Origin of the sequence: Acinetobacter baumannii (assembly GCF_009759685.1) — a bacterium.
Lineage (GTDB): Bacteria > Pseudomonadota > Gammaproteobacteria > Pseudomonadales > Moraxellaceae > Acinetobacter > Acinetobacter baumannii.
Window position 1 is genome coordinate 3,668,286 of sequence record NZ_CP046654.1, and the last position, 20,712, is coordinate 3,688,997.

Here is a 20,712-nt window from a genome sequence, read left to right on the forward strand (position 1 = left end):
AAAATTACCTATTTGCCTAAAGCTTTACTTCGCCACTTCAGTCGTGACTTAGAAAGTACCCCTTATCCAGCATTTATTTGTATAGATATTTCTACTCATCAATATTTGTTTACGATTTGACACCTGTTTAAACTGAAATGTCATGTGGTTCTCTTATAATAAGCAGGACAAGTTGAAAACCTTTAAATTTAAAATGAACAGTTTAAGTAATCTACAACCGGTTTCTAAAGACTTGATGATCAAGATTTATATTTTAAGAACCATGATGTACTGCGGGGTTCTGTGGGGACTATTTGATGAAGGCTGGGCCATTAAATCAGATCAGGAAGATTTTATTTTTCCGTTCTGGCTAAATGGAGTACAAGCACATCGATACGCCAAAACTCACTGGCCCAATTACAAGCCAAGAAAGATTACCCCAAAAGACTTTCATGAATCTTTATTACCTACTTTAACACGGTTAAAAGTCACTCCTGCTTTATTTAACTCATCTCATCGCAAGTTGAAGTTATCTACACAGCAAATGCATCATTTCTTTTTTAATCATCCAAAATGGCAGGTAGCTTAAAGTTTCTTTGAGCTACCCAATATAGCGTGCTTTTTGAACGCTTGAACATAAAACTTATATTTGAATGACTGGCAAGTCTTTGCATTTTTCAAAAATCGAGCTAATTTAAATCAAAATGATAAAACAACAGGACAGAAGAAATGACTATCGTTGCACAAGTAATTAAGAACAAATCTGAACAAGCCATTTTTACAATTTCACCCGAAGCAACTGTCCTCGAAGCAATTACGATTATGGCCGAAAAAGGTATTGGTGCTTTAGTCGTAGCAGAAGGTGAACAAGTTGTTGGAATATTATCTGAACGCGATTACACACGAAAAGTAACGCTTATGGAGCGCTCATCTTATAGCACTACAGTAGCTGAAATTATGACAGCAAAAGTGATTACGGTAGGTTTAAATAATACGGTTGAAGAATGTTTACAGCTTATGACCGATCGTCATTTACGTCACTTACCTGTATTAGATAATGGAAAATTGGTTGGTTTCATTTCAATTGGTGACTTGGTTAAAGCCGCTATGGAAGACCAGAAGGTTTTGATTGAACAATTAAAACAATATATTTCAGGCTAAATACAAAAATAAAAATGGGCGATTAACGCCCATTTTTATTGTCCTTAAACTTAAAGATAATTCGTAATTAATGCGACTAAACGCTCTAGCAAAATATCAGCTTGAGCTTGTGTTATGTTAATTGGCGGTAATAAACGCACCACCGAACCTGCCGTAACGTTAATAATAAGTTTGTATTCATCACGAGCAATCGCAACGAGCTCAGCACAATCTTTAGGTAATTGGATACCAATCATCATACCGAAACCACGTACTTGCACATTCTTATCCGACAATTGAGCACGTAATTGGTCAACAATATAATTACCCACTACTGCTGCATTCTCTACTGCATTCTCCTTCTGGATCGTATCAATTACCGTGTAAACCACACGAGAACCCAATACTGTACCACCATAAGTAGAACCATGACTGCCAGGCCCTAACAAGCCTACTGCTTTACCTTGAGTCATTACAGCACCCACCGGAAAACCGTTACCCAAACCTTTTGCTGTGGTCAAAACATCCGGAATAATATTCGTATGTTGATACGCAAAGTATTTACCAGTACGGCCATTACCAGTTTGAATTTCATCTAGCATCATTAACCAGTTATGTTGGTTACAAATTTGGCGAACTTCTTCTAAATAGCTAAATCCTTGTGGTGCAGTATTAATACCACCTTCACCTTGAATTGGTTCAATTAAAATAGCAACGATATCTGGATGCTGTAAGGCAGCCTCTTGAATCGCTTCAATATCACCAAATGGCACTCGAATAAAACCTTCCACTAAAGGTGCAAAACCGTCTTGTACTTTCTTGTTACCAGTTGCTGACAGTGTCGCCAAAGTACGACCATGAAATGACTGCTCAGCAACAATAATCTTTGGCAAGCTTATACCTTGTTGAGTACCAAATTTACGAGCAATTTTAATTGCTCCTTCATTTGACTCGGCGCCACTGTTTGAAAAGAAAATTTCTTCCATACCTGAAACTTGAGCAAGCTTTTGAGCAGCCGCAGTTTGCCAAGGAATTTCAAACAAATTACTCGTATGCACGAGTGTAGCTGCTTGCTCTGCAATGGCTTCTGCAATAGCTGGATGAGCGTGCCCTAAACCACATACAGCAATACCAGTGAGTGCATCTAAATATTCTGTACCATCTTGTGTATAAAGATACGCCCCTCGGCCTCGAACAAAACTGATCGCTTGGCGACCATAAGTAGCCATTAAATGTGTTGGTTGATCAGGTTGTACTGGAGCTAGGGTAATATCAGTCATCACGAACTCTGTCTGTATGAGGTTTTAAGAAGGGTTTATATAAACAAAAACTTGCACTGATGAAAAGTCTCATCATTCATTTATCTAAAATTTCGTCTGCTTTTTGCTATCGCTTCGGTTTATACAATAAAATATTGAATATTCTGTGCAACTTTAAGCAACAAGGCGGTTTGCAAAGCGATGTGAACACCCCCTATAATGCTGCAAGATTAGTTGAGGATCTATTTATGACTGAACAAGCACGTGATACTGAAGCGTTAATTCGCGATCAAATTGCGAAGCATCCCGTTTTACTTTACATGAAAGGCACTCCACAGTTTCCACAATGTGGTTTCTCTGCACGTGCAGTAGAGGCGCTCAGTCAAATTGGTCGTCCATTTGCATATGTGAACATCTTAGAAAACCCTGATATTCGTGCAACTTTACCAAAAATTGCAAACTGGCCTACTTTCCCACAATTATGGGTAAACGGCGAGCTTATTGGTGGTAGCGATATCATGCTTGAAATGTTCCAAAATGGCGAATTAAAACCATTAATCGAACAATACAGCGCAGCTCCAGAAGCTTAATAATAAAAAAGCCAATCGAAAGATTGGCTTTTTTATACTTATAAATTTAACAATCACTTATACCGACATAACGAAATAGTCCATCTACACCAAGATCTGCTTTTAAAATAGTTAAATTTTTATATGGTGTAGTCGTTATCGCATCAAAAATATTCATATTCGGATCTTCATGTAACTCATCTACGTTTTGATTCATAACTTCTTCAAAACGGTCAGCAACAAACTCAAATCCTAAGTCCATTGCAATAAATACTGTATGTTCACAAGGTTGAACATATTGCTCTTGTGTCCAATCAATAACGGCAAGCTTACAAATCGGGCAAATAATATTAGCGGTTGCGTTCTCTAATTCAACTAACTGGTAAGACATATTATTTAAAAAATTGAGAAAAATATATTTTAGGAGAATTAGCCTATAAGCGCCATATTTGCTTATTAATTTAAGAAAATAAATTACAAAATAATTTCAATGTAATTACAATGAGATTTCAAATTATTTAGTTCTCTCTTTTATGGTTTATTTATAAGCTTTTTACAAAAAATTAAAATCAAACTTTATCGTTGCAAAAGTAATAATGTAAAATCTTTAGTGTTGCATAAATAGGATATTTTAATGCTCACAGATCTTGATGATTTTTATTGTTTTGCCCTTGTTGTTGAGCATGGTGGATTTAGTGCCGCCGAACGTGTTACGGATATTCCAAAATCAAAATTAAGTCGTCGTGTTTATAACTTAGAGGAAAATTTAGGGGTTCGCTTAATTCAGCGCAGTTCTCGTCATTTTGCAGTTACCGATATTGGTATGGATATTTATAGACACGCCCAAGTCATGATGAATGCCGCACAAGCAGCTCATGATTTGGTTGATCACTTAAGTATTCAACCTAGGGGGGTAGTCAAAGTAAGCGTTCCTGTAGACATAGCACAAAATCAGCTACCCAAAATTTTACCGGCATTTTTAAAAAAATATCCTGAAATTCGTTTACAACTTATTGTAAGTAATCGACGCGTTGATGTAATTAATGAAGGGATTGATATTGCTCTACGGGTCAGATCTAAACTAGATGATGACCCTAGTCTGGTACTAAGACAGTTTGCACTCATAGAACAAAGTCTCTTTGCAAGCCAAGCTTATTTAAATGAGTTTGGTAATATTAAGTCACCTGATGAGTTAAGTGATCATCGTATTTTAAGCTTGTCTGAAGAACATTTAGATCAACAATTTATATTACATGGCCCAGACAACCAACTGAAGAAAGTGAAAGTTAGCCCAACTATCATGGGAACAAATATTTATATGCTTGCCCAACTTGCAAGTCAAAATTGTGGTATTGCCTTGCTACCTGACACAGCAGCTGAGGATTTTGTAAAATCAGGTCAACTTGTACAAATCTTGCCAGACTGGAAAGCAGCCCACGGTATATTCCATGCTGTTTATCCGTCACGAAGAGGTTTACTGCCAGCTGTACGTGTATTTATTGATTATTTGGTAGAACATCTTTCAGAACATCCATAAATCAAAGCCGCATAAAAAAAGTTCGATAGATTATCGAACTTTTTTTATGCATATTAAATTTCTGGATAATTTCCCACACCTTCGGGCCACGGCGTTAATAATTCAAATCCTGTATCTGTAACAGCAACCATATGTTCCCATTGAGCAGATAACGAATGATCTTGGGCAATTACGGTCCAGCCGTCATTTAGCTCTTTTACCTGAGGTTTGCCTGCATTAACCATAGGTTCAATTGTAAAGACCATCCCTTTTTTCAAAACAAGACCTTGGCCGCGTTGTCCATAATGTAGAATATTAGGCTGTTCATGATAAACTTTACCAATGCCATGCCCGCAATATTCACGAACAATGCTATATCCTTCGCGATGAGCGACCGATTGAATAGCGTAACCAATATCCCCTAAAGTCGCCCCTGGTTTAACTGCATGTATACCAGCGACCATTGCTTCATAAGTAGTTTCAACTAATTTTTTAGCATGTGGATTTACGTTACCGACATAGTACATACGGCTCGTATCACCAAAATAGCCATCTTTAATAATTGCTACATCAATATTAATAATATCGCCATCTTTTAAAATTTTATTTTGAGAAGGGATACCGTGACATACCACTTCATTGACTGAAGTACATATTGTTTTTGTGAATCCATGATAACCCACATTAGCCGGTATAACTTTTAAAGTATTTACGATGTAATCATTACAAATATTGTCTAAATATTCAGTTGTTACACCTGGCTTGACATACTCCCCTATCATTTCTAAAACTTGTGCAGCCAAACGCCCAGAAACTCTTAATTTTTCTAGATCTTGTTCAGTTTTAATTGTAACAGTAGAAGCTCTCATTCAATTTTATCCTCGTAGGCACTGCTTTTACCACGCCTACAAAAATGTTAGTTAATTTAGAATATTTTAGAATGGATATAGGATAGGCGGAAAGCTTTAAATGTCCAAATATTCAACATTCATAATAGAAATTTATATTTTCATTTTTACACAATTTCTTTAAAAAGTCAGACCTAAAAAATGTTTTCTTTATTTCTTTCAATGAGTTTTCAAGTAGATAACTTAACCAGTTGATATTTTTAATATCTCTGGATGATTGATACGGCCTAAAAAAAAGCTTTTTCACATAAAATAGCGCTTGATCATGATCTCTTTTGCTCTAAAATTCTTTCTTTTTTGTTAAATTTAATTTATGCAACAGCTTCGTACCGGAGATATTATTGCCTTAGGTTTTATGACCTTTGCCCTCTTTATTGGGGCTGGTAATATTATCTTTCCTCCCATTGTCGCTCAACAAGCTGGTGATCATGTATGGCTAGCTGCCATAGGTTTTTTGATTACTGCCGTTGGCTTACCTGTAATTACCATTATGGCCCTCTCTCGTATGCAGGGTTCCATTGAAATTATTAGTTCACCGCTAGGTCGTATCGCAAGTCTGATCTTAACTGTAGTTTGTTATCTATCAGTTGGCCCTTTATTTGCTACACCACGCACCGCAACAGTTTCTTATGAAATTGGTTTCTCATCTTATTTTGGAACGTCTAGCAGTAGCCTTTTAATTTACAGTGCAATTTACTTCGCATTTGTAACTGTCGTTTCTTTATATCCAAACAAGCTTTTAGACACAGTTGGACATGTTCTAGCTCCTCTGAAAATTATCGCTTTAGCAATTTTAGGTATTGCAGCGGTTATGATTCCTGCGGGTTATGTTCCTGCTCCAATTAATCATTACGTTAACTCTCCTGTTTCAGAAGGTTTCGTAAATGGTTATCTCACCATGGATACTTTAGGTGCCTTAGTATTTGGTATCGTCATTATTCAAGCGATCTACTCGCGTGGTGTTACTGACAACAAACTAGTGACCAAGTATGCAATTATTGCCAGCCTTATTTCTGGAGTAGGGCTTACTTTAGTTTACTTAAGCTTATTTAAATTAGGTTTGGGTAGTCATGAGGTCGCTCCTAATGCAGCAAATGGTGCTGTAATCCTACATGCATATGTTCAACATGCTTTTGGGAATATGGGTTCACTCTTCTTAACAGGCCTCATTTTCTTAGCATGTATGGTTACTGCAATTGGCTTAACTTGTGCATGTGCTGAATATTTCGCTCAACTCACCAAATTGCCATATAAGCTTTTAGTTTTCATCTTAGTTGGTTTCTCTTTCATTATTTCCAACCTTGGATTGACTAAGCTAATTGCCGTATCAGTACCTGTCTTGAGTGCAATTTATCCACCTGCAATTGTAGTTATTATGCTCAGTTTCTTCTGGAAATTTTGGCATAAACCCTCTTTTATTGTCGGCTCAGTAACAAGCATTGCTTTAATTTTCGGAATTATTGACGGGCTTAAGGTTGCAGGCTTTGGTGATTACCTTCCTAATTTCCTTCAACACTTACCGTTAAATGAACAAAACTTGGCATGGTTGATCCCATCTTTAGTTGTTCTTGTAGTGACCACTCTTATCGACAAAGTTAAACATAAAAGCATTTAATCTGATGTTTTTTTGAAATCGAGTTTTACCCAAACATGATTTTATATATTGAATAAAATGCTGCGTTTACCCAACCAGCATTTTATTTCTAACATCAGCATTTAGTGACAATTCAACTATAGATATAATTAATTTTTACTGTAATATTACACTAAAATAATTTTTAGCTTACTCAGGAAAGAAGAGCATAAATGAAAAGTAAATATTATTTAACATTAGCAGATGCTGAGTTTTTAATGGAAGAAGCTCAGAAATATGCAATTGAACACAACTTTAAAGTCAGTATAGCCATTGTTGATGAAACAAGCTCTTTATTACTTATGAAACGTCTAGATGGCGCTTCTCCTCTCACCACACATCTTTGCTTAGAAAAAGCTAAATGCTCATCAATGAGCGGTCGTCCTTCTAAATTTTACGAAGAGCTTCTTCAAAATGGTCGTCTTGGTTTCTTGAGTATGCCAAGTGCTAAAGGTATGCTAGAAGGCGGAAAAGCGATTATTTATGAAGGCCAGATTTTAGGCGCGATTGGTGTTTCAGGTGTTCAATCTTTTGAAGATGCTGAAATTGCTCAACACGCTATTGATGTTTTTTTACAAAAACAAAGTAGCTAAAGCAAATTTAAAGAAGAGAAATTATTATACTTTTCATTTAAATAATTTCTCTTTTCTAAAAAAGTAATTATTTTATACAAAAATGTTTAATATTTACTTTTTTAATACCTTAACCATTTATAAACATAGAAGTTTTTATAAAACTGTTCAAAAAATTTTCTATTGACTATTGAATTAAGCTAAAAATACAAGTACAACATTAAACTTATTCTTGACTAAAACATTCGGTTTTAGCGCAACCACAAGGAGGGATGGAGATGTTATCATTACATTTCAACAAACAAGTCTTCATTAACACTCTGAACAGCAAAGATTCAGTTGTTTATGGAGTAACGACGCTTGCTCTTATGCTGACTTTACTGTTTCAAGGTATGATTAAAGGGAATCTGAAACCAGAATACTTTATGTATGCCATGGTTGTTTCTTTTGTATTTTGTGTATGGGCCTTTGTCGACCACAAAATGCGAAAATTAGCTAAAAGACGACTTAGTCAACAGAAATAAGAATTCTAAAAATGGATGAGCGATCATCCATTTTTATTTGCTTAAAAACAATAAAATTGTCCCCATCACTAAAATAGCAGTTGCTAACAGCTCAGTAATAATTAAAGCGAACATCATAAACGTCATCAACCATGTAGGTAAACTAAAATGCCCTAACCTATGAGGTTGTTTAAACTGATTCGTCGTATCCTGCAAAAATCCGTGGATGATATAAACTAAAATTGAGAAACTAAAAAACAGTATATTTGCCAATACACACCATAAAGCAATATCTTCATTTAAAATCGTGAAATAGCTCAATACAGCCAGAATAAGTGTGGCTGCTGCATAAAGCAAACTGCTTCTATGTGCAATATCTACATAATAATGTGCGCGGCTTAATTCGGAACGGCGAATTTGCCAATATTTCCATACTCCAGTTAACATTCCTATCCATAAAAAGACGCCACTAAAAACAATAGCCAGCTGTACAGCTTTTGATAAATCCATAATTTCCGTTATTCGTTTTATTAAAATTTGATGAGCTATATAACATAAATCTTGACTTTATAGTCACATTTTAATCAAGTACCTTTTCAGAACTCATGTACATTAAGATAAATGATTAGCCAATTAACTTTAAATCTATGGATAAGACTTTTGAATCTTTTTGGATTACCTGTAAAGATGGTTATCAGCTTGCAGCTCAATTTTATCCTGCTCAAGAAAAGAAAGCTGAATACCCTATCCTGATTTGTCCAGCAACAGGTATAACTAAAAACTTTTATCACTCTTTCGCAACGTGGTTAAGCCAACAAGGCTATGATGTATTGAGTTTTGACTTCCGTGGTATTGGCGAATCCCTACATGGAGCTTTAAAACAAAGTACCGCAAGTATTACCGACTGGGGAACACTAGATATTCCTGCTGCAATTGATGCCTTATTAATAAAAACGAAAGCAAATCAAGTTATTCTTATTGGACATAGTGCTGGCGGACAACTACTAGGAGTCGTACCTAACTATAATAAAGTCGCAAAAGTGATAACGGTTGCAGGTTCAACTGGACATATTAAAGGCCTTAAAGGAAAAACCAAGGTTTTAGCGCCAGTTATGTTTAATCTTATCTTCCCTATTTCTAGTCTTGTTAAAGGTTATGGAGCAACTCAATTCATTGGTATGGGAGAAAACCTACCTAAAAAAGTTGCTCAACAATGGCGAGAGTTTTGTAGCCGTCCCGGATATGTAAAAAACGCCATAGGCAAGACAATTTTTCATGATTTTCATTTAGATATTCAATGTCCAATTACTGCTATTTGGGCTGATGATGATGAGATTGCAACCAAACGTAACGTACAAGAATTATTAAGTTTATATCCAAATGCGAATAAAAAAATGATTGAACTTAGCCCAAAAGATTTAGGCTATAAATCAATTGGCCATATGCTGTTATTTAAAAAATCACATCAAAAACTTTGGTCTATTTTAGAACAAGAAATTAAACATTAATCACTGCTTTTATTTTCGCCTCTAAGTCAGTAATCCGGCTTAGAGGTTTTTTTGTATTAAAAACGAGCAGCTTTTTACTTAAATGCGTCGATATACCGTTAAAGTTCTGCTAAGGTAATTCATCTGAAGCTGTTGTCAAAAAACAGGTATATTTACTTGTTTAATGCAAACAGCTTCTTTTTCTCTGTTTTAGCTAAAGCCAAAGAAATTGTTCAAGGATAATTATGCTAGCACTAGAGCCTCAACATATTCATATGAATCAACATGCTGTTGATAAAACACATGCATTAAAGTGTCTAGTAGATATATTAGAAAAAGATGGGTTAGTTACGCCTGAATATATAACGGGACTCATCAATCGTGAACAACAAAGCGCGACTTATTTAGGCCAAGGCATTGCCATTCCTCACGGTACTCCTCAATCACGTGAATATATTTTAAAAACAGGTATCCGCTTAGCCCATTTCCCCGAAGGTGTGATCTGGGATGGAGAAAATAAAATTTATTTAGCTGTAGTGATTGCAGCAAAATCTGATGAACATTTGCAAGTTTTGCAAATTCTTACTCGTGCATTAATGCATGACGTCAGCGAACAAGTAAAGAATGCTTCCAAACCTGAGCAGATTATCGAATTACTACAAGCTCAGCCATTATCTTTAGCACTTCATGAAAATCTTATTCAAACCGAAATCGATGCACAAGATATCGAAGATTTATTTTGGGCAGCTTCTCAAACACTCAAAAAACATAATTTTGTAAAATGTGGTTTTCTAAGCTCACTTGATCCAGAACAAGCTATTCAACTGCAAGATCAAATCTGGTCCATTTCTAGCAATCACTTTGTTCAGCAACCAGCTATTAGCATTACTAAACCATCACAGGCTTTAGAGCTAAATGGTAAAAAGCTGAACACCCTCGTTTGTATAGCAGCCAATGACCAACTCGATAATGAAAGATTTAATCGTTTAATTGATATTTTATTTAACCCTGAGCAAGTTGCCGAGCTAGATAAAACTCAAACTCCAAACGAAATTGCAAAAATTATTGGAGCTGACGTTGTTCCTGACTGGCCTCAACGTTCAGTAGTGCTGGCAAATGCACACGGCTTACATGCCCGACCAGCTACACACCTTGTCAATCTTACAAAAACCTTTCAAGGCGACATCCAAGTTGCAGTAGACGATGGTAGCTTTGTTTCTGCCAAAAGTTTAACTCGTCTTTTAGCATTAGGTTGTAAGCGTGGCCAAACTCTACGTTTTATCGCTGAGCCAGAAACCGATGCCGTAGAGGCTTTAGATCAAGTTATTTTGGCAGTGCAGCAAGGCTTAGGTGAAGAAGTTGAAGCGCTACCTGTAACCAGTGAAACTCCTGACCAGCTCCCTGCTCAAACTGCAATATCAAATGCTACGACATTAGGTAACAATACGGGCATTGCAGCATCAAGTGGCTTAGCTTTTGGACCCGTCCATGTGATTAAACCAAAGGTTTATCAATATGAACGTATGGGTTCAGGCGTAAAAGTCGAGAAAGAAAATTTAGATATTGCCCTACATGCTGTAAAAAACAATATTCACCAAGTCATAGCCAAAGCTGATGCCTCTGAAATTAAACAAATCTTTCGAGCTCACCTAGAAATGCTTGATGATCCTGATTTAATTAATGGTGTATATCAAAAAATTTATCAAAATTTATCAGCACCAGCTGCGTGGCATGAACATATTGAAGCTGCAGCTAAAGCACAGGAAGCACTACCAGATCGTTTACTCGCTGAACGCGCAACAGATCTACGTGACATTGGTGACAGAGTTTTAACCCAATTATGTGGTGAAGTGGTTATTGAAGAGCCTAAAGAGCCTTATATTCTAATCATGCATGACGTGGGGCCAAGTGATGTCGCTCGTCTCAACAAAGACCGTGTCGCAGGTATTTTAACTGCTATAGGCGGTGCAAGTGCGCATAGTGCAATTGTCGCACGTGCTTTAGGCATTCCAGCTATTGTTGGTGCTGGTGAACAAGTCCTAGAAATTGATCCGAAAAGCACTTTACTTATTAATGGTGATACGGGAACTTTTGTTTTAGATCCAGATGCGGCACAAATCGAACAAGCCAAGCAAGAGCGTGAGCAACAGCGTCAAATTCGTGAAGAAGCTGAACGTCATAGCCACGAGCCAGCAATTACCTTAGATCAACATCAAATCGAAATTGCAGCCAATTTGGGTAAAGTTCAAGCGACAGCACAAGCAGTAGAATGTGGTGCTGAAGCAATTGGCCTACTTAGAACCGAACTTGTTTTTATGTCTCATAGCAGTGCACCTAACGAGGCTGTTCAAGAAGCTGATTACCGAGTTGTATTAGATGCACTTGCAGGTCGCCCGCTTGTGGTACGTACATTAGATGTAGGTGGTGATAAACCTTTACCTTACTTACCAATTGCTGAAGAAGAAAACCCATTCTTAGGTTTAAGAGGAATCCGTTTAACTTTAAGACGCCCTGAGCTTTTAAAACAGCAATTAACCGCTCTACTAAAAGCATCTGATAATCGTCCGTTACGAATTATGTTCCCTATGATTGGACGCGTTGAAGAATGGCGTGCAGCCAAAGCAATTCTTGACGAAGTAAGAGCCCAACATCCATGTGACAATTTACAAGTTGGCATTATGATTGAGGTTCCGTCTGCTGCTTTACTTGCACCGGTTCTTGCACAAGAAGTCGACTTTTTCAGTATCGGTACAAATGACCTGACCCAATATACTTTAGCGATTGACCGAGGCCACCCAATACTCTCAGCGGAAGCAGACGGATTACATCCAAGTATTCTTAATTTGATTGATCAAACAGTGAAAGCTGCTCACAAACATGGCAAATGGGTAGGAATCTGTGGTGAGCTTGCAGCAGACCCGAAAGCTGTCCCTATTCTCATGGGATTAGGCGTAGACGAACTGAGTATGTCCCCAAATAGCATTCCTTTAGTAAAAGCTCAAATCCGCACACTAAGCTATAGCCATGCTCAAAAGCTTGCGCAACAAGCTTTACTATGCGATAGCGCCCCTGCTGTGCGCCAGCTATCTGAACAAGACTTATAAGATTGGGAATAGTAATGGCTAAAATTTTAACAATTACTTTAAACCCTGCAATTGATGTAACCATTCAACTGAATGAGTTATTAGTAGGAGAAGTGAACCGACAAGAGTCGGTAGAAATTCATGCGGCTGGCAAAGGCCTTAATGTTGCTCAAGTATTAAAAGACTTAGGTCACGATGTAATCGTAACCGGCTTTTTAGGTGAGCATAATCGACAAATTTTCGATACACATTTTGCACAAGCTCAATTTCAACCCGAGTTTATTTATATTGATGGTGAAACCCGTCAAAATATAAAAATTGCTGAGCATTCTGGGCGGATGACCGATTTAAACGGCAAAGGTTTCTTTGTTTCTGAAACAGACAAACAAAGCCTATTTAATAAGATTGAAGCTCTGTTACCACAAGTCGAGGTCGTTGCAATAGCTGGTAGCCTCCCGCAAGGTTTTAGTATTGATGAGTTACAACAACTTATTCAACTGATCAAAAAAAATAATAAGAAAGTTGCCCTAGATACCAGTGGTAAAGCATTGGTTGCTGCAATTGAGTGTCAACCTTGGATGATCAAACCGAATACCGATGAGTTGGTTGAAAGTTATCAACGTCCTGCAACAAGCTATGCTGAACAAAGAAAACTTTTTGATAGCTTAACCAATATTGAGCATGTGGTTATCTCAATGGGTGAAGATGGCGTAAATTGGTTACACGCCACTCACCCCTTACACGCTCAAGCACCAAAGGTTATTGTAAAAAGTACAGTAGGCGCTGGTGATTCACTCTTAGCCGGCATGATCCATGGACTTGTTAACCAACTACCTCCTGAAGAGACTTTAAAAACTGCGACAGCCATTGCAAGCCATGCTGTAACACAAATTGGTTTTCGAATCCCTACTTCTGAGGTTCTAAACCAATTAAAAGCACAAACTATTATCAATTCATTGAGTGAATCTGATGCAAACTGCTAAACATTTATTATTTGTCACTAATGGTCCGCAACAGCAAGTCAATGCTTTAATCTTGGCTCGTAAACTTGCTTTAGTCGCAACCCAACACGGCTATAAACATAGTGTCATTTCACTCGATGAGTTTGAATCAAGCGATCATTTTGATCATGTCATTATTATTGGACAGCAACCTAAAAATCTAAATATTTTTGGTCAAAACGCTTTATCTTTAGTTTCTATTGAAGATATTAAAGATGATGCAGACAAAGCACTTTTAACGGCACTTGAACACTCAAAACCAGCAAATAAGTGGGAACAAAAACCTAAGCAAGCTTCAAATACCGCAACTCATTTTGTTGCCATTACTGCTTGCCCAACTGGAGTTGCCCATACATTTATGGCAGCTGAAGCGTTACAACAAGGTGCAGAAAGACTTGGGTATCAAATCGATGTAGAAACTCAAGGTTCTGTAGGTGCGAAGAATATTTTATCACCTCAAGCGATTGCTGATGCCGATATTGTTATTCTTGCTACTGACATTGAAGTCAACACTGACCGCTTTGTAGGTAAACGTGTCTATAGATGTAGCACTGGTTTTGCTTTAAAACAAACCGACAAGGCTTTTGCTGAGGCAATTGCTAATGCTCAGGTTTTAGAACAAGGTAAACAGCAAGCAACAACGGAAAATAAGGATAAAACTGAAAAAGTTGGTGTATATAAACACTTATTAACTGGTGTTTCTTATATGCTGCCTATGGTTGTTGCGGGTGGCTTGCTAATTGCACTTTCTTTATGTTTTGGCCTAAATGCAGCAGAACAAGCTGGTAGTCTGCCAGCCATATTAAAACAGATTGGCGCAGCAGCATTTACCCTCATGGTACCCATGCTGTCGGGTTATATTGCATATTCCATTGCAGATCGCCCTGGTCTTGCACCCGGTTTAATCGGGGGTTTATTGGCAGCACAGTTACAAGCAGGATTTTTAGGCGGTATTGTTTCTGGCTTCCTTGCAGGTTATATCGCATTATTTATTGCTAAAAAAGTTAAGCTCCCAACTAGCTTAGAGTCCCTTAAGCCCATTTTGATTATTCCATTACTAGGAACATTATCTGTTGGGCTGATTATGTTCTATGTGGTAGGTCAACCTGTAGCGCATATTTTTGAGTTAATGAAAGATTTCCTCAACAACATGGGCACAACAAATGCTGTATTAATGGGAATTATTCTGGCAAGTATGATGTGTATTGATTTGGGCGGACCAATTAATAAAGCTGCTTATGCTTTTACAGTTGGACTACTTACCACCAATACCTATATGCCAATGGCAGCCACGATGGCAGGCGGTATGGTTCCTGCAATTGGGATGGCAATTGCAACCTTCCTCGCTAGAAATAAATTTAGTACTGGTGAAAAAGATGCAGGTAAAGCTGCGTTTGTGCTTGGTTTATGCTTTATTTCAGAAGGTGCAATTCCATTTGCAGCAAAAGATCCAATGCGCGTTATTCCAACCTGTATTCTAGGTGGCGCAGTAACTGGTGCATTAGTTGCTTTATTTCACTGTGAGCTTGTGACTCCACACGGCGGTGTATTTGTACTACTGATTCCAAATGCAATCAATCATGCGTGGTTGTATCTTGCAGCAATTGCGGCTGGAAGTATCGTAACGGGAGTAAGTTATGCCATCATTAAAAAGAATCAAGAAGAAAAATTATTAACAAACTCATAATTTAAAAAGGGAGAATATAAATTCTCCCTTTTTTATTACTATTTTTTATTTATTAATTTGTACTGCACGGGCCATCATTTGCTCAGGAATATCTTGAGCCAGCATCACTGTTAGCGTGGGCTTTTGCTTAGCTTCTCCTACTAAATTTTGAGCTTCTAATACTGTATTTATATCTTTTGGTGCCAACTTATACATTGCTCCAGTAGCTGGATCCACAATTAAAAGCCCAATTAAACCACCAAAAATAATATTACCTAAATACCAGCCACTAAGAGTACCTGTAACTTCTACCGTTTTAGTTTGATAACCAGGTTTACTGAAAGATACTTGATAACTTTCTGGTTTAAAATAACCGGCACCTTTTTTTAAGCTAACGGTAGCAGGTGTTTGCCCCGTATGGACTTTTACCCCATTACGATTTTTAATCTCAATAGTTGCTGACTCAGGCACACTTGTAAAAGTAAGTGTTTGTGAAGAACCTGTAATGATGCTTGCACAGCCATTTAACCCTATCGTTAAAGCTACCATAGAAGTAATTAGTAATTTTTTCATCATTAATCCAGAAGAATTTATCTATCGTTATTTGAAAATGCACTATATTAAAATAAACAAAAAATAACAATTAACATACAATTCAAAAGATTAACAATTAAACAATTCCTTAATTAAAATACATTCGTAAATCATGATTCTTTTGAACAGTAAAATTAATATTTAAAAATTTAGTAAATTCAATAACATAAATCCATTTATTAGTTAATTTTCTTTAATATTTGATCAATCATGTTAAATATATGGTAAATTTTCATCTTCAAAAAATCAATTAAACATATGATTAATTTAAATATTTACCTATTGAATGGATTTATTTTTTTAAGTTATGACTTTGTAGACAAAAAATTTTGATAGAAATGTCACGTTCAAAACGAGTTTTTTTTTCTACGATTCTCATGCTAACAAATATCGTTCATTTTACGACCAAGCGAGTAGCCAAGTTCAAATAAACGGTAAGGAATAAGTTTTATTAGAAGAGGAAAATTTATAGTTTGTCCTTGTTAATCAAACAATATAAATTTTGCTCATGACTTAAAGTCCTGATATAACTTGCTTAGTGAAACTATATTTTTCCACTATTAAAATAAGTTTCATAAAATGCGATCCACCAAGGTATGGGGAAAAGTCAATGACAAAGAAGTATGCGCGTTTTTTACCTACAACAGAATCTTTCACTCTTGAAGATTTTCCATATTATTGGATTACTCAGGTCCATGCTCAATATGTACAAAATATTGATAATGCCCTCAAAAAATATGGCCTAGATAATTCACGTCGTCGTATTATGCTTGCGCTAAGTAGTAAACCTCACGCTAGCGTATCAGAGCTATCTGATATGATTATTTCAAAAATGTCGACTACCACTAAAATTGTTTATCGCTTAAAAGATGAAGGCTTAGTTGAAACCTATTCTTGTCAATCAGATGGTCGTATTACACGTGTATATCTTACCGAACGTGGTACAGAAATGATTAATAAAATTAATGATCTAACGAGTGTAGTACTTGAACAATCATTCGAAGGTATCACCCCTCTTCAACTAGAAAAAATGATGGAAAGCTTAAAATTGCTTTTAAAAAATCTTTCTCGATAATTGTTGTTTTCAACATTTTAAAACGATTAATTCTCAAGCTCTCTCATGAGAGCTTTTTTATTATTTTCTCTTATGTTTACAGGAATATAGACTTCATAAAGTAATCAATTAAACACTATGCTTGTTGACTTGTTCCTTCAACTCCAGTAGAAACTCTCTCTTAATATCTCTAACGTAATTTTAGGAAAAAATGGCTAAAAGAAAATATAAGAGTGATAAGTTTCAAGTACGTCGTATTAACCGTCAATGGTGGGTACTTGAAAAAGATTTAGAAACTAACTGTTACAGCAAGCATGAACAGGTAGCTACTAAGACATTAGCTAACAATTATGCTGACGATTATATAGAGCAGTATTATATGAACCTCTACATTCAACAACAGTTGAAAAAACCGGAAACCGTATAAAAAGCCTCCATGGCTTTTTTTATTTATAATTTAATAAGTTAAATAAAATTAAAATAATAAAATTTTGACATAAAAAAAACCTACATCTTGGGGAAAATGTAGGCTATAAAATGCACAAAAAGGAATTATATATCCTTTTTGATGAAAAGAATTCTACGATAATATAAGACCTTATTTTATATTACTTTTGTAAAGTTAATAGTATTTATTGTATTAACCTCTAATAACTTAAATGCTTTTTCTTTATAAATTTTTTCTCATAAATATTTAAATTAATTAACTCTTCACGAGTTAAAATGTTTTTGATGTTTGAGTTTTTTATAAAAAACGCTATTTGAATTTTATAAACAACTGTTTTAACAAGTTTTTTACAAAAATACGCATAATTTTTTCAAGTTAAAATTCTACATTTCATAATCTTTAGGAGATTAAAAGTTAATAAATAACATATGCATAGATGATTAATAAAATTTTTATTTTAAAAAAACCTTTATTCGAGACGAAAAAAACATCAAATATTAATTTTTTATAGCTTTTGTGGTGACGACACAACTATTACAATACAGTTTATAAATAGTTTAACTCTTCAGCAGTTTTAGGCATGTTATGACTTCAATGTCGAACACTACCCAAAAGCATTTTATTGTTGAGCAGTTTCCTTTACCGACTTGGGTCAGTGATGAAAAAGGCTTAATTTTATACTGCAATACGGAGTGTACAAAGTACTGGCGCGATACTTCTCCTCCATTGTTTCAACAATGGCTAGATTTCGTGTACCCTGCCGATTTAGAAGAAGTTAAAAACAAATGGTTAGATGCGATACGACTCCGATCAAGAATTGAATTTAAATGCCGTCTTTTGCATAAAACCCATTATTATCGATGGTGCAAAATTTCTATTCAATTGTCGAAATACCATGAATCTTCTCAAGAAAATGAATGGTTTATTAGTTTTCTAGATATTGACCAAGATATACAAGAGCAGCAAAGCTTACGAAAAGATATCGATATACAAAATCAAATGCTCGATATCAGTGTCGATTGTATTAAGGTTTTAAATACAGATGGCACTGTATCTCATATGAATAAATCAGGATGCCTTGCATTAGGCATACCTGTAGATGAAAAAAAATTTGGCATGAGATGGTTAGATCTTTTACCTCCTCATATTCGTAAACGTGGAAGAGTTGCTTTAAAAAAAGCCCTGCAAGGTAAAGTAGCCCGATTCGCCGGCATGAGTTGTTTACCAAATCAAGAGCCTGAGTATTGGGATAATATGCTCACCCCAATTCAACATACAAACGGCGAAATTATTCAGATATTGTGTGTTTCGCGTAATGTCACTCAACAGTATCTTACCGAAAACCGTCTAAGGGATATTAGCGAGAGAGATGAACTCACAGGATTATTTAATAGACGTTCATTTAAGCTACAACTAAAACGCACCCTAGCCTACTCAAGAGAAACCCAAACCAGTGTAGGGCTACTTTTAATTGATCTAGATCATTTCAAGCATATTAATGACACTATAGGTCATAGTGCTGGTGATCACTTATTAAAAATCCTGTCTAAACGTTTTAATCAGTGCGTAGACCATGAACGATGTTCTGTCGCTCGGTTGGGTGGCGATGAGTTCGCAGTTATTGTTAGCCATTTAGAAAATGAGAATAATGTTCGTGAACTTGCTGAAGTATTGCTTCAACAACTCAATCAACCCATTACATATGCTGGGAATGTGCTTAACGGCGGCATGAGCATTGGCTGCGCCATTTATCCTCAAGATGCAGTTGATCAATCGAGCTTATTAAGTTGTGCCGATATGGCATTACATGACTTAAAAGCCCGTGGTCGTGGCGGCATACGTATGTATAACCCAAGTATGATGCAGTTAACCGAGGCAATCGCCTCTCAACTCAACATTGCTCGCCAGCTTATTCGTCATCATACCATTCAGCCCTACTATCAACCCAAAGTCGATCTAAAAACTCATGCTGTAGTGGGCTTTGAAGCATTACTCCGCTGGCATACGACTTCGGCCCAAAGAGGTTTGCCTTCTCAGATTGCTGAAGCTTTTAAAGACTACGATTTAGCCAGTAAAATTGGTGAAATCATGCAACAACAAGTTTTGCATGATATTGCTAAATGGATAAAATTAGGTTTTGAGCCGCTTCCTGTTTCTCTAAATGCCGCACCAGTTGAGTTCTTAAGAGATAACTATGCTGAACGTTTATTAAAAAAGATTAATCAACTTGAAATTCCTACCCATTTAATTGAAATAGAAGTTACTGAACATATGCTGGGTGACCGTGGTTCTGAATATGTTATTCGCGCGCTCAATAAACTAAAACAGCATGGGGTACGCATTGCTTTAGATGACTTCGGAACAGGTTTCTCTTCTTTAACACATATAAGAGACTATCCTATTGATTGCTTAAAAGTTGATTGTAGCTTTATACAAAAGATGCAACATGATCCATCCATTTATGCAATTGTTCAGGCAATTGGCTTACTTGCTCCAAATCTCTCACTCGGATTAATTGCAGAAGGTATTGAAACACCAGAACAAGAAGAATTACTTCTTCAATTTGGATACAACATAGGGCAAGGTTTTTTATTTGAATCAGCTATTGATGCTAATCAGGTGATCTCTATTCTTAAACAGGGTCAGGCTTATCTAGAAAGTCACTATTCTATGAATTAATCATTTACCTTACACACTAAAAACAAACAATAAAAATTATAAAATTGGCGATAATATAACCATAACGATAACAAGTTTAGGTTCTTCAACAATAAATATTGTCACAAGACAATAAGGAGCAATATATGAGTTATCACCATATTTTAGTTCCGGTCGATGGTTCTCCTACTTCACTTATTGCTGTTAATCATGCTGCAAGTCTTGCTAAAGCCTTTAGTAGTAAAGTTACTTTGGTATATGCGCTCACTATTGATCCATTTATTTCAGTTGAAATTATTGATAGTACAGAAATTGCGCAAGATTATTTTAATAAAGCGAGAGCTTCGATTCAGAGCATTTTAGATCAAGCTAAAGAACAATTTAGCCAACATGGAATTTCTGTTGAAACCAAAATTGTTGAAGGTCAAACAATTCATACAGAAATCATCAAAGCAGCAACTGAGCTAAAAGCTGATTTATTAGTGATTGGTTCTCATGGGCGAAAAGGTTTTAAAAAGTTCTTCTTAGGAAGTGTAACTCAAGCACTCTTAGGAGAAATTCATGTGCCAGTATTGGTCGTAACTGAATAAATCTAAACCTTTATATAAAAAACCCAGCTATATAGCTGGGTTTTTTGAAATA

The 20,712-nt window shown here is 36.1% G+C and carries 20 protein-coding genes; 15 read left to right on the plus strand and 5 right to left on the minus strand.

Annotated features, from left to right (window positions below):
* Nucleotides 1–193: 193 nt before the first annotated feature.
* Together GO593_RS17505 and GO593_RS17510 are read left to right on the plus strand one after the other, a co-directional pair.
* Nucleotides 194–568 carry a DUF2750 domain-containing protein gene (locus tag GO593_RS17505; protein WP_001087274.1) on the plus strand — a complete coding sequence of 125 codons (375 nt, stop codon included), beginning with the start codon at nt 194–196 and terminating at the stop codon, nt 566–568.
* 140 nt (nt 569–708) lie between these two features.
* Entirely contained in the window at nt 709–1,140 is a 432-nt protein-coding gene (locus tag GO593_RS17510; RefSeq protein WP_000156920.1) for a CBS domain-containing protein, read from the plus strand.
* 50 nt (nt 1,141–1,190) lie between these two features.
* Here GO593_RS17510 and GO593_RS17515 read toward each other — a convergent pair whose 3' ends face one another.
* On the minus strand, nt 1,191–2,399 hold the full coding sequence (locus GO593_RS17515; RefSeq protein ID WP_000129948.1) for an aspartate aminotransferase family protein: 1,209 nt from the start codon (nt 2,397–2,399) through the stop codon (nt 1,191–1,193).
* A gap of 227 nt (nt 2,400–2,626) precedes the next feature.
* Here GO593_RS17515 and grxD point away from each other — a divergent pair, with 227 nt between their 5' ends.
* On the plus strand, nt 2,627–2,968 hold the full coding sequence (grxD, locus tag GO593_RS17520) for a Grx4 family monothiol glutaredoxin (RefSeq protein WP_000138830.1): 342 nt from the start codon (nt 2,627–2,629) through the stop codon (nt 2,966–2,968).
* Between the two features lie 46 nt (nt 2,969–3,014).
* Here grxD and GO593_RS17525 read toward each other — a convergent pair whose 3' ends face one another.
* A complete protein-coding gene (locus GO593_RS17525; RefSeq protein ID WP_000121846.1) occupies nt 3,015–3,338 on the minus strand; it encodes a hypothetical protein in 324 nt (107 codons plus the stop codon).
* 243 nt (nt 3,339–3,581) lie between these two features.
* Between GO593_RS17525 and GO593_RS17530 the strand changes: the two genes are divergently transcribed.
* Nucleotides 3,582–4,484: a LysR family transcriptional regulator gene (locus GO593_RS17530; protein WP_000954523.1), complete on the plus strand. Its 903-nt coding sequence runs from the start codon at nt 3,582–3,584 to the stop codon at nt 4,482–4,484.
* A 53-nt stretch (nt 4,485–4,537) separates the two neighbouring features.
* Here the strand turns inward: GO593_RS17530 and map are convergent, their stop codons facing one another.
* Complete coding sequence (gene map, locus GO593_RS17535; protein ID WP_001202772.1) at nt 4,538–5,332, minus strand: type I methionyl aminopeptidase; 795 nt, start codon at nt 5,330–5,332, stop codon at nt 4,538–4,540.
* A 352-nt stretch (nt 5,333–5,684) separates the two neighbouring features.
* Here map and brnQ point away from each other — a divergent pair, with 352 nt between their 5' ends.
* The 3 genes from brnQ (at nt 5,685) to GO593_RS17550 (ending at nt 8,100) form a co-directional block, all read left to right on the plus strand.
* The gene (gene brnQ, locus GO593_RS17540; RefSeq protein WP_001186685.1) at nt 5,685–6,986 is read left to right on the plus strand and encodes a branched-chain amino acid transport system II carrier protein; all 1,302 of its coding nucleotides are present in this window, start codon (nt 5,685–5,687) and stop codon (nt 6,984–6,986) included.
* A 191-nt stretch (nt 6,987–7,177) separates the two neighbouring features.
* Nucleotides 7,178–7,597, plus strand: coding sequence for a GlcG/HbpS family heme-binding protein (locus tag GO593_RS17545; protein ID WP_000838064.1), 420 nt, complete (start codon nt 7,178–7,180; stop codon nt 7,595–7,597).
* Between the two features lie 257 nt (nt 7,598–7,854).
* Entirely contained in the window at nt 7,855–8,100 is a 246-nt protein-coding gene (locus GO593_RS17550; RefSeq protein WP_000949688.1) for a hypothetical protein, read from the plus strand.
* Between the two features lie 33 nt (nt 8,101–8,133).
* Here the strand turns inward: GO593_RS17550 and GO593_RS17555 are convergent, their stop codons facing one another.
* Entirely contained in the window at nt 8,134–8,589 is a 456-nt protein-coding gene (locus GO593_RS17555) for a hypothetical protein (RefSeq protein WP_000365974.1), read from the minus strand.
* A 137-nt stretch (nt 8,590–8,726) separates the two neighbouring features.
* On the opposite strand from GO593_RS17555, the gene GO593_RS17560 reads away from it, so the two are divergent.
* From GO593_RS17560 to GO593_RS17575, 4 genes are all read left to right on the plus strand, one after another.
* Complete coding sequence (locus GO593_RS17560; protein WP_000361720.1) at nt 8,727–9,587, plus strand: alpha/beta hydrolase family protein; 861 nt, start codon at nt 8,727–8,729, stop codon at nt 9,585–9,587.
* A gap of 224 nt (nt 9,588–9,811) precedes the next feature.
* Nucleotides 9,812–12,670 (plus strand): phosphoenolpyruvate--protein phosphotransferase, encoded by a 2,859-nt coding sequence (gene ptsP / locus GO593_RS17565; RefSeq protein WP_000880352.1) that lies wholly within the window; start codon nt 9,812–9,814, stop codon nt 12,668–12,670.
* Between the two features lie 14 nt (nt 12,671–12,684).
* Nucleotides 12,685–13,632, plus strand: coding sequence for a 1-phosphofructokinase (gene pfkB / locus GO593_RS17570; RefSeq protein ID WP_001062804.1), 948 nt, complete (start codon nt 12,685–12,687; stop codon nt 13,630–13,632).
* Nucleotides 13,619–15,337 (plus strand): fructose-specific PTS transporter subunit EIIC, encoded by a 1,719-nt coding sequence (locus tag GO593_RS17575; RefSeq protein WP_001192471.1) that lies wholly within the window; start codon nt 13,619–13,621, stop codon nt 15,335–15,337. The genes pfkB and GO593_RS17575 overlap by 14 nt, the downstream gene beginning before the upstream one ends.
* 45 nt (nt 15,338–15,382) lie before the next feature.
* Here the strand turns inward: GO593_RS17575 and GO593_RS17580 are convergent, their stop codons facing one another.
* Nucleotides 15,383–15,889: a peptidase associated/transthyretin-like domain-containing protein gene (locus GO593_RS17580; protein ID WP_000734807.1), complete on the minus strand. Its 507-nt coding sequence runs from the start codon at nt 15,887–15,889 to the stop codon at nt 15,383–15,385.
* Nucleotides 15,890–16,520: 631 nt separating this feature from the next.
* Here GO593_RS17580 and GO593_RS17585 point away from each other — a divergent pair.
* The 4 genes from GO593_RS17585 (at nt 16,521) to GO593_RS17600 (ending at nt 20,660) form a co-directional block, all read left to right on the plus strand.
* Nucleotides 16,521–16,985: a MarR family winged helix-turn-helix transcriptional regulator gene (locus GO593_RS17585; protein WP_000163427.1), complete on the plus strand. Its 465-nt coding sequence runs from the start codon at nt 16,521–16,523 to the stop codon at nt 16,983–16,985.
* 190 nt (nt 16,986–17,175) lie between these two features.
* Nucleotides 17,176–17,391: a hypothetical protein gene (locus GO593_RS17590; RefSeq protein ID WP_001129188.1), complete on the plus strand. Its 216-nt coding sequence runs from the start codon at nt 17,176–17,178 to the stop codon at nt 17,389–17,391.
* A 606-nt stretch (nt 17,392–17,997) separates the two neighbouring features.
* Nucleotides 17,998–20,091 carry a GGDEF domain-containing protein gene (locus tag GO593_RS17595; RefSeq protein WP_000203152.1) on the plus strand — a complete coding sequence of 698 codons (2,094 nt, stop codon included), beginning with the start codon at nt 17,998–18,000 and terminating at the stop codon, nt 20,089–20,091.
* Nucleotides 20,092–20,216: 125 nt separating this feature from the next.
* Nucleotides 20,217–20,660 (plus strand): universal stress protein, encoded by a 444-nt coding sequence (locus tag GO593_RS17600; RefSeq protein ID WP_000120225.1) that lies wholly within the window; start codon nt 20,217–20,219, stop codon nt 20,658–20,660.
* Nucleotides 20,661–20,712 lie beyond the last annotated feature (52 nt).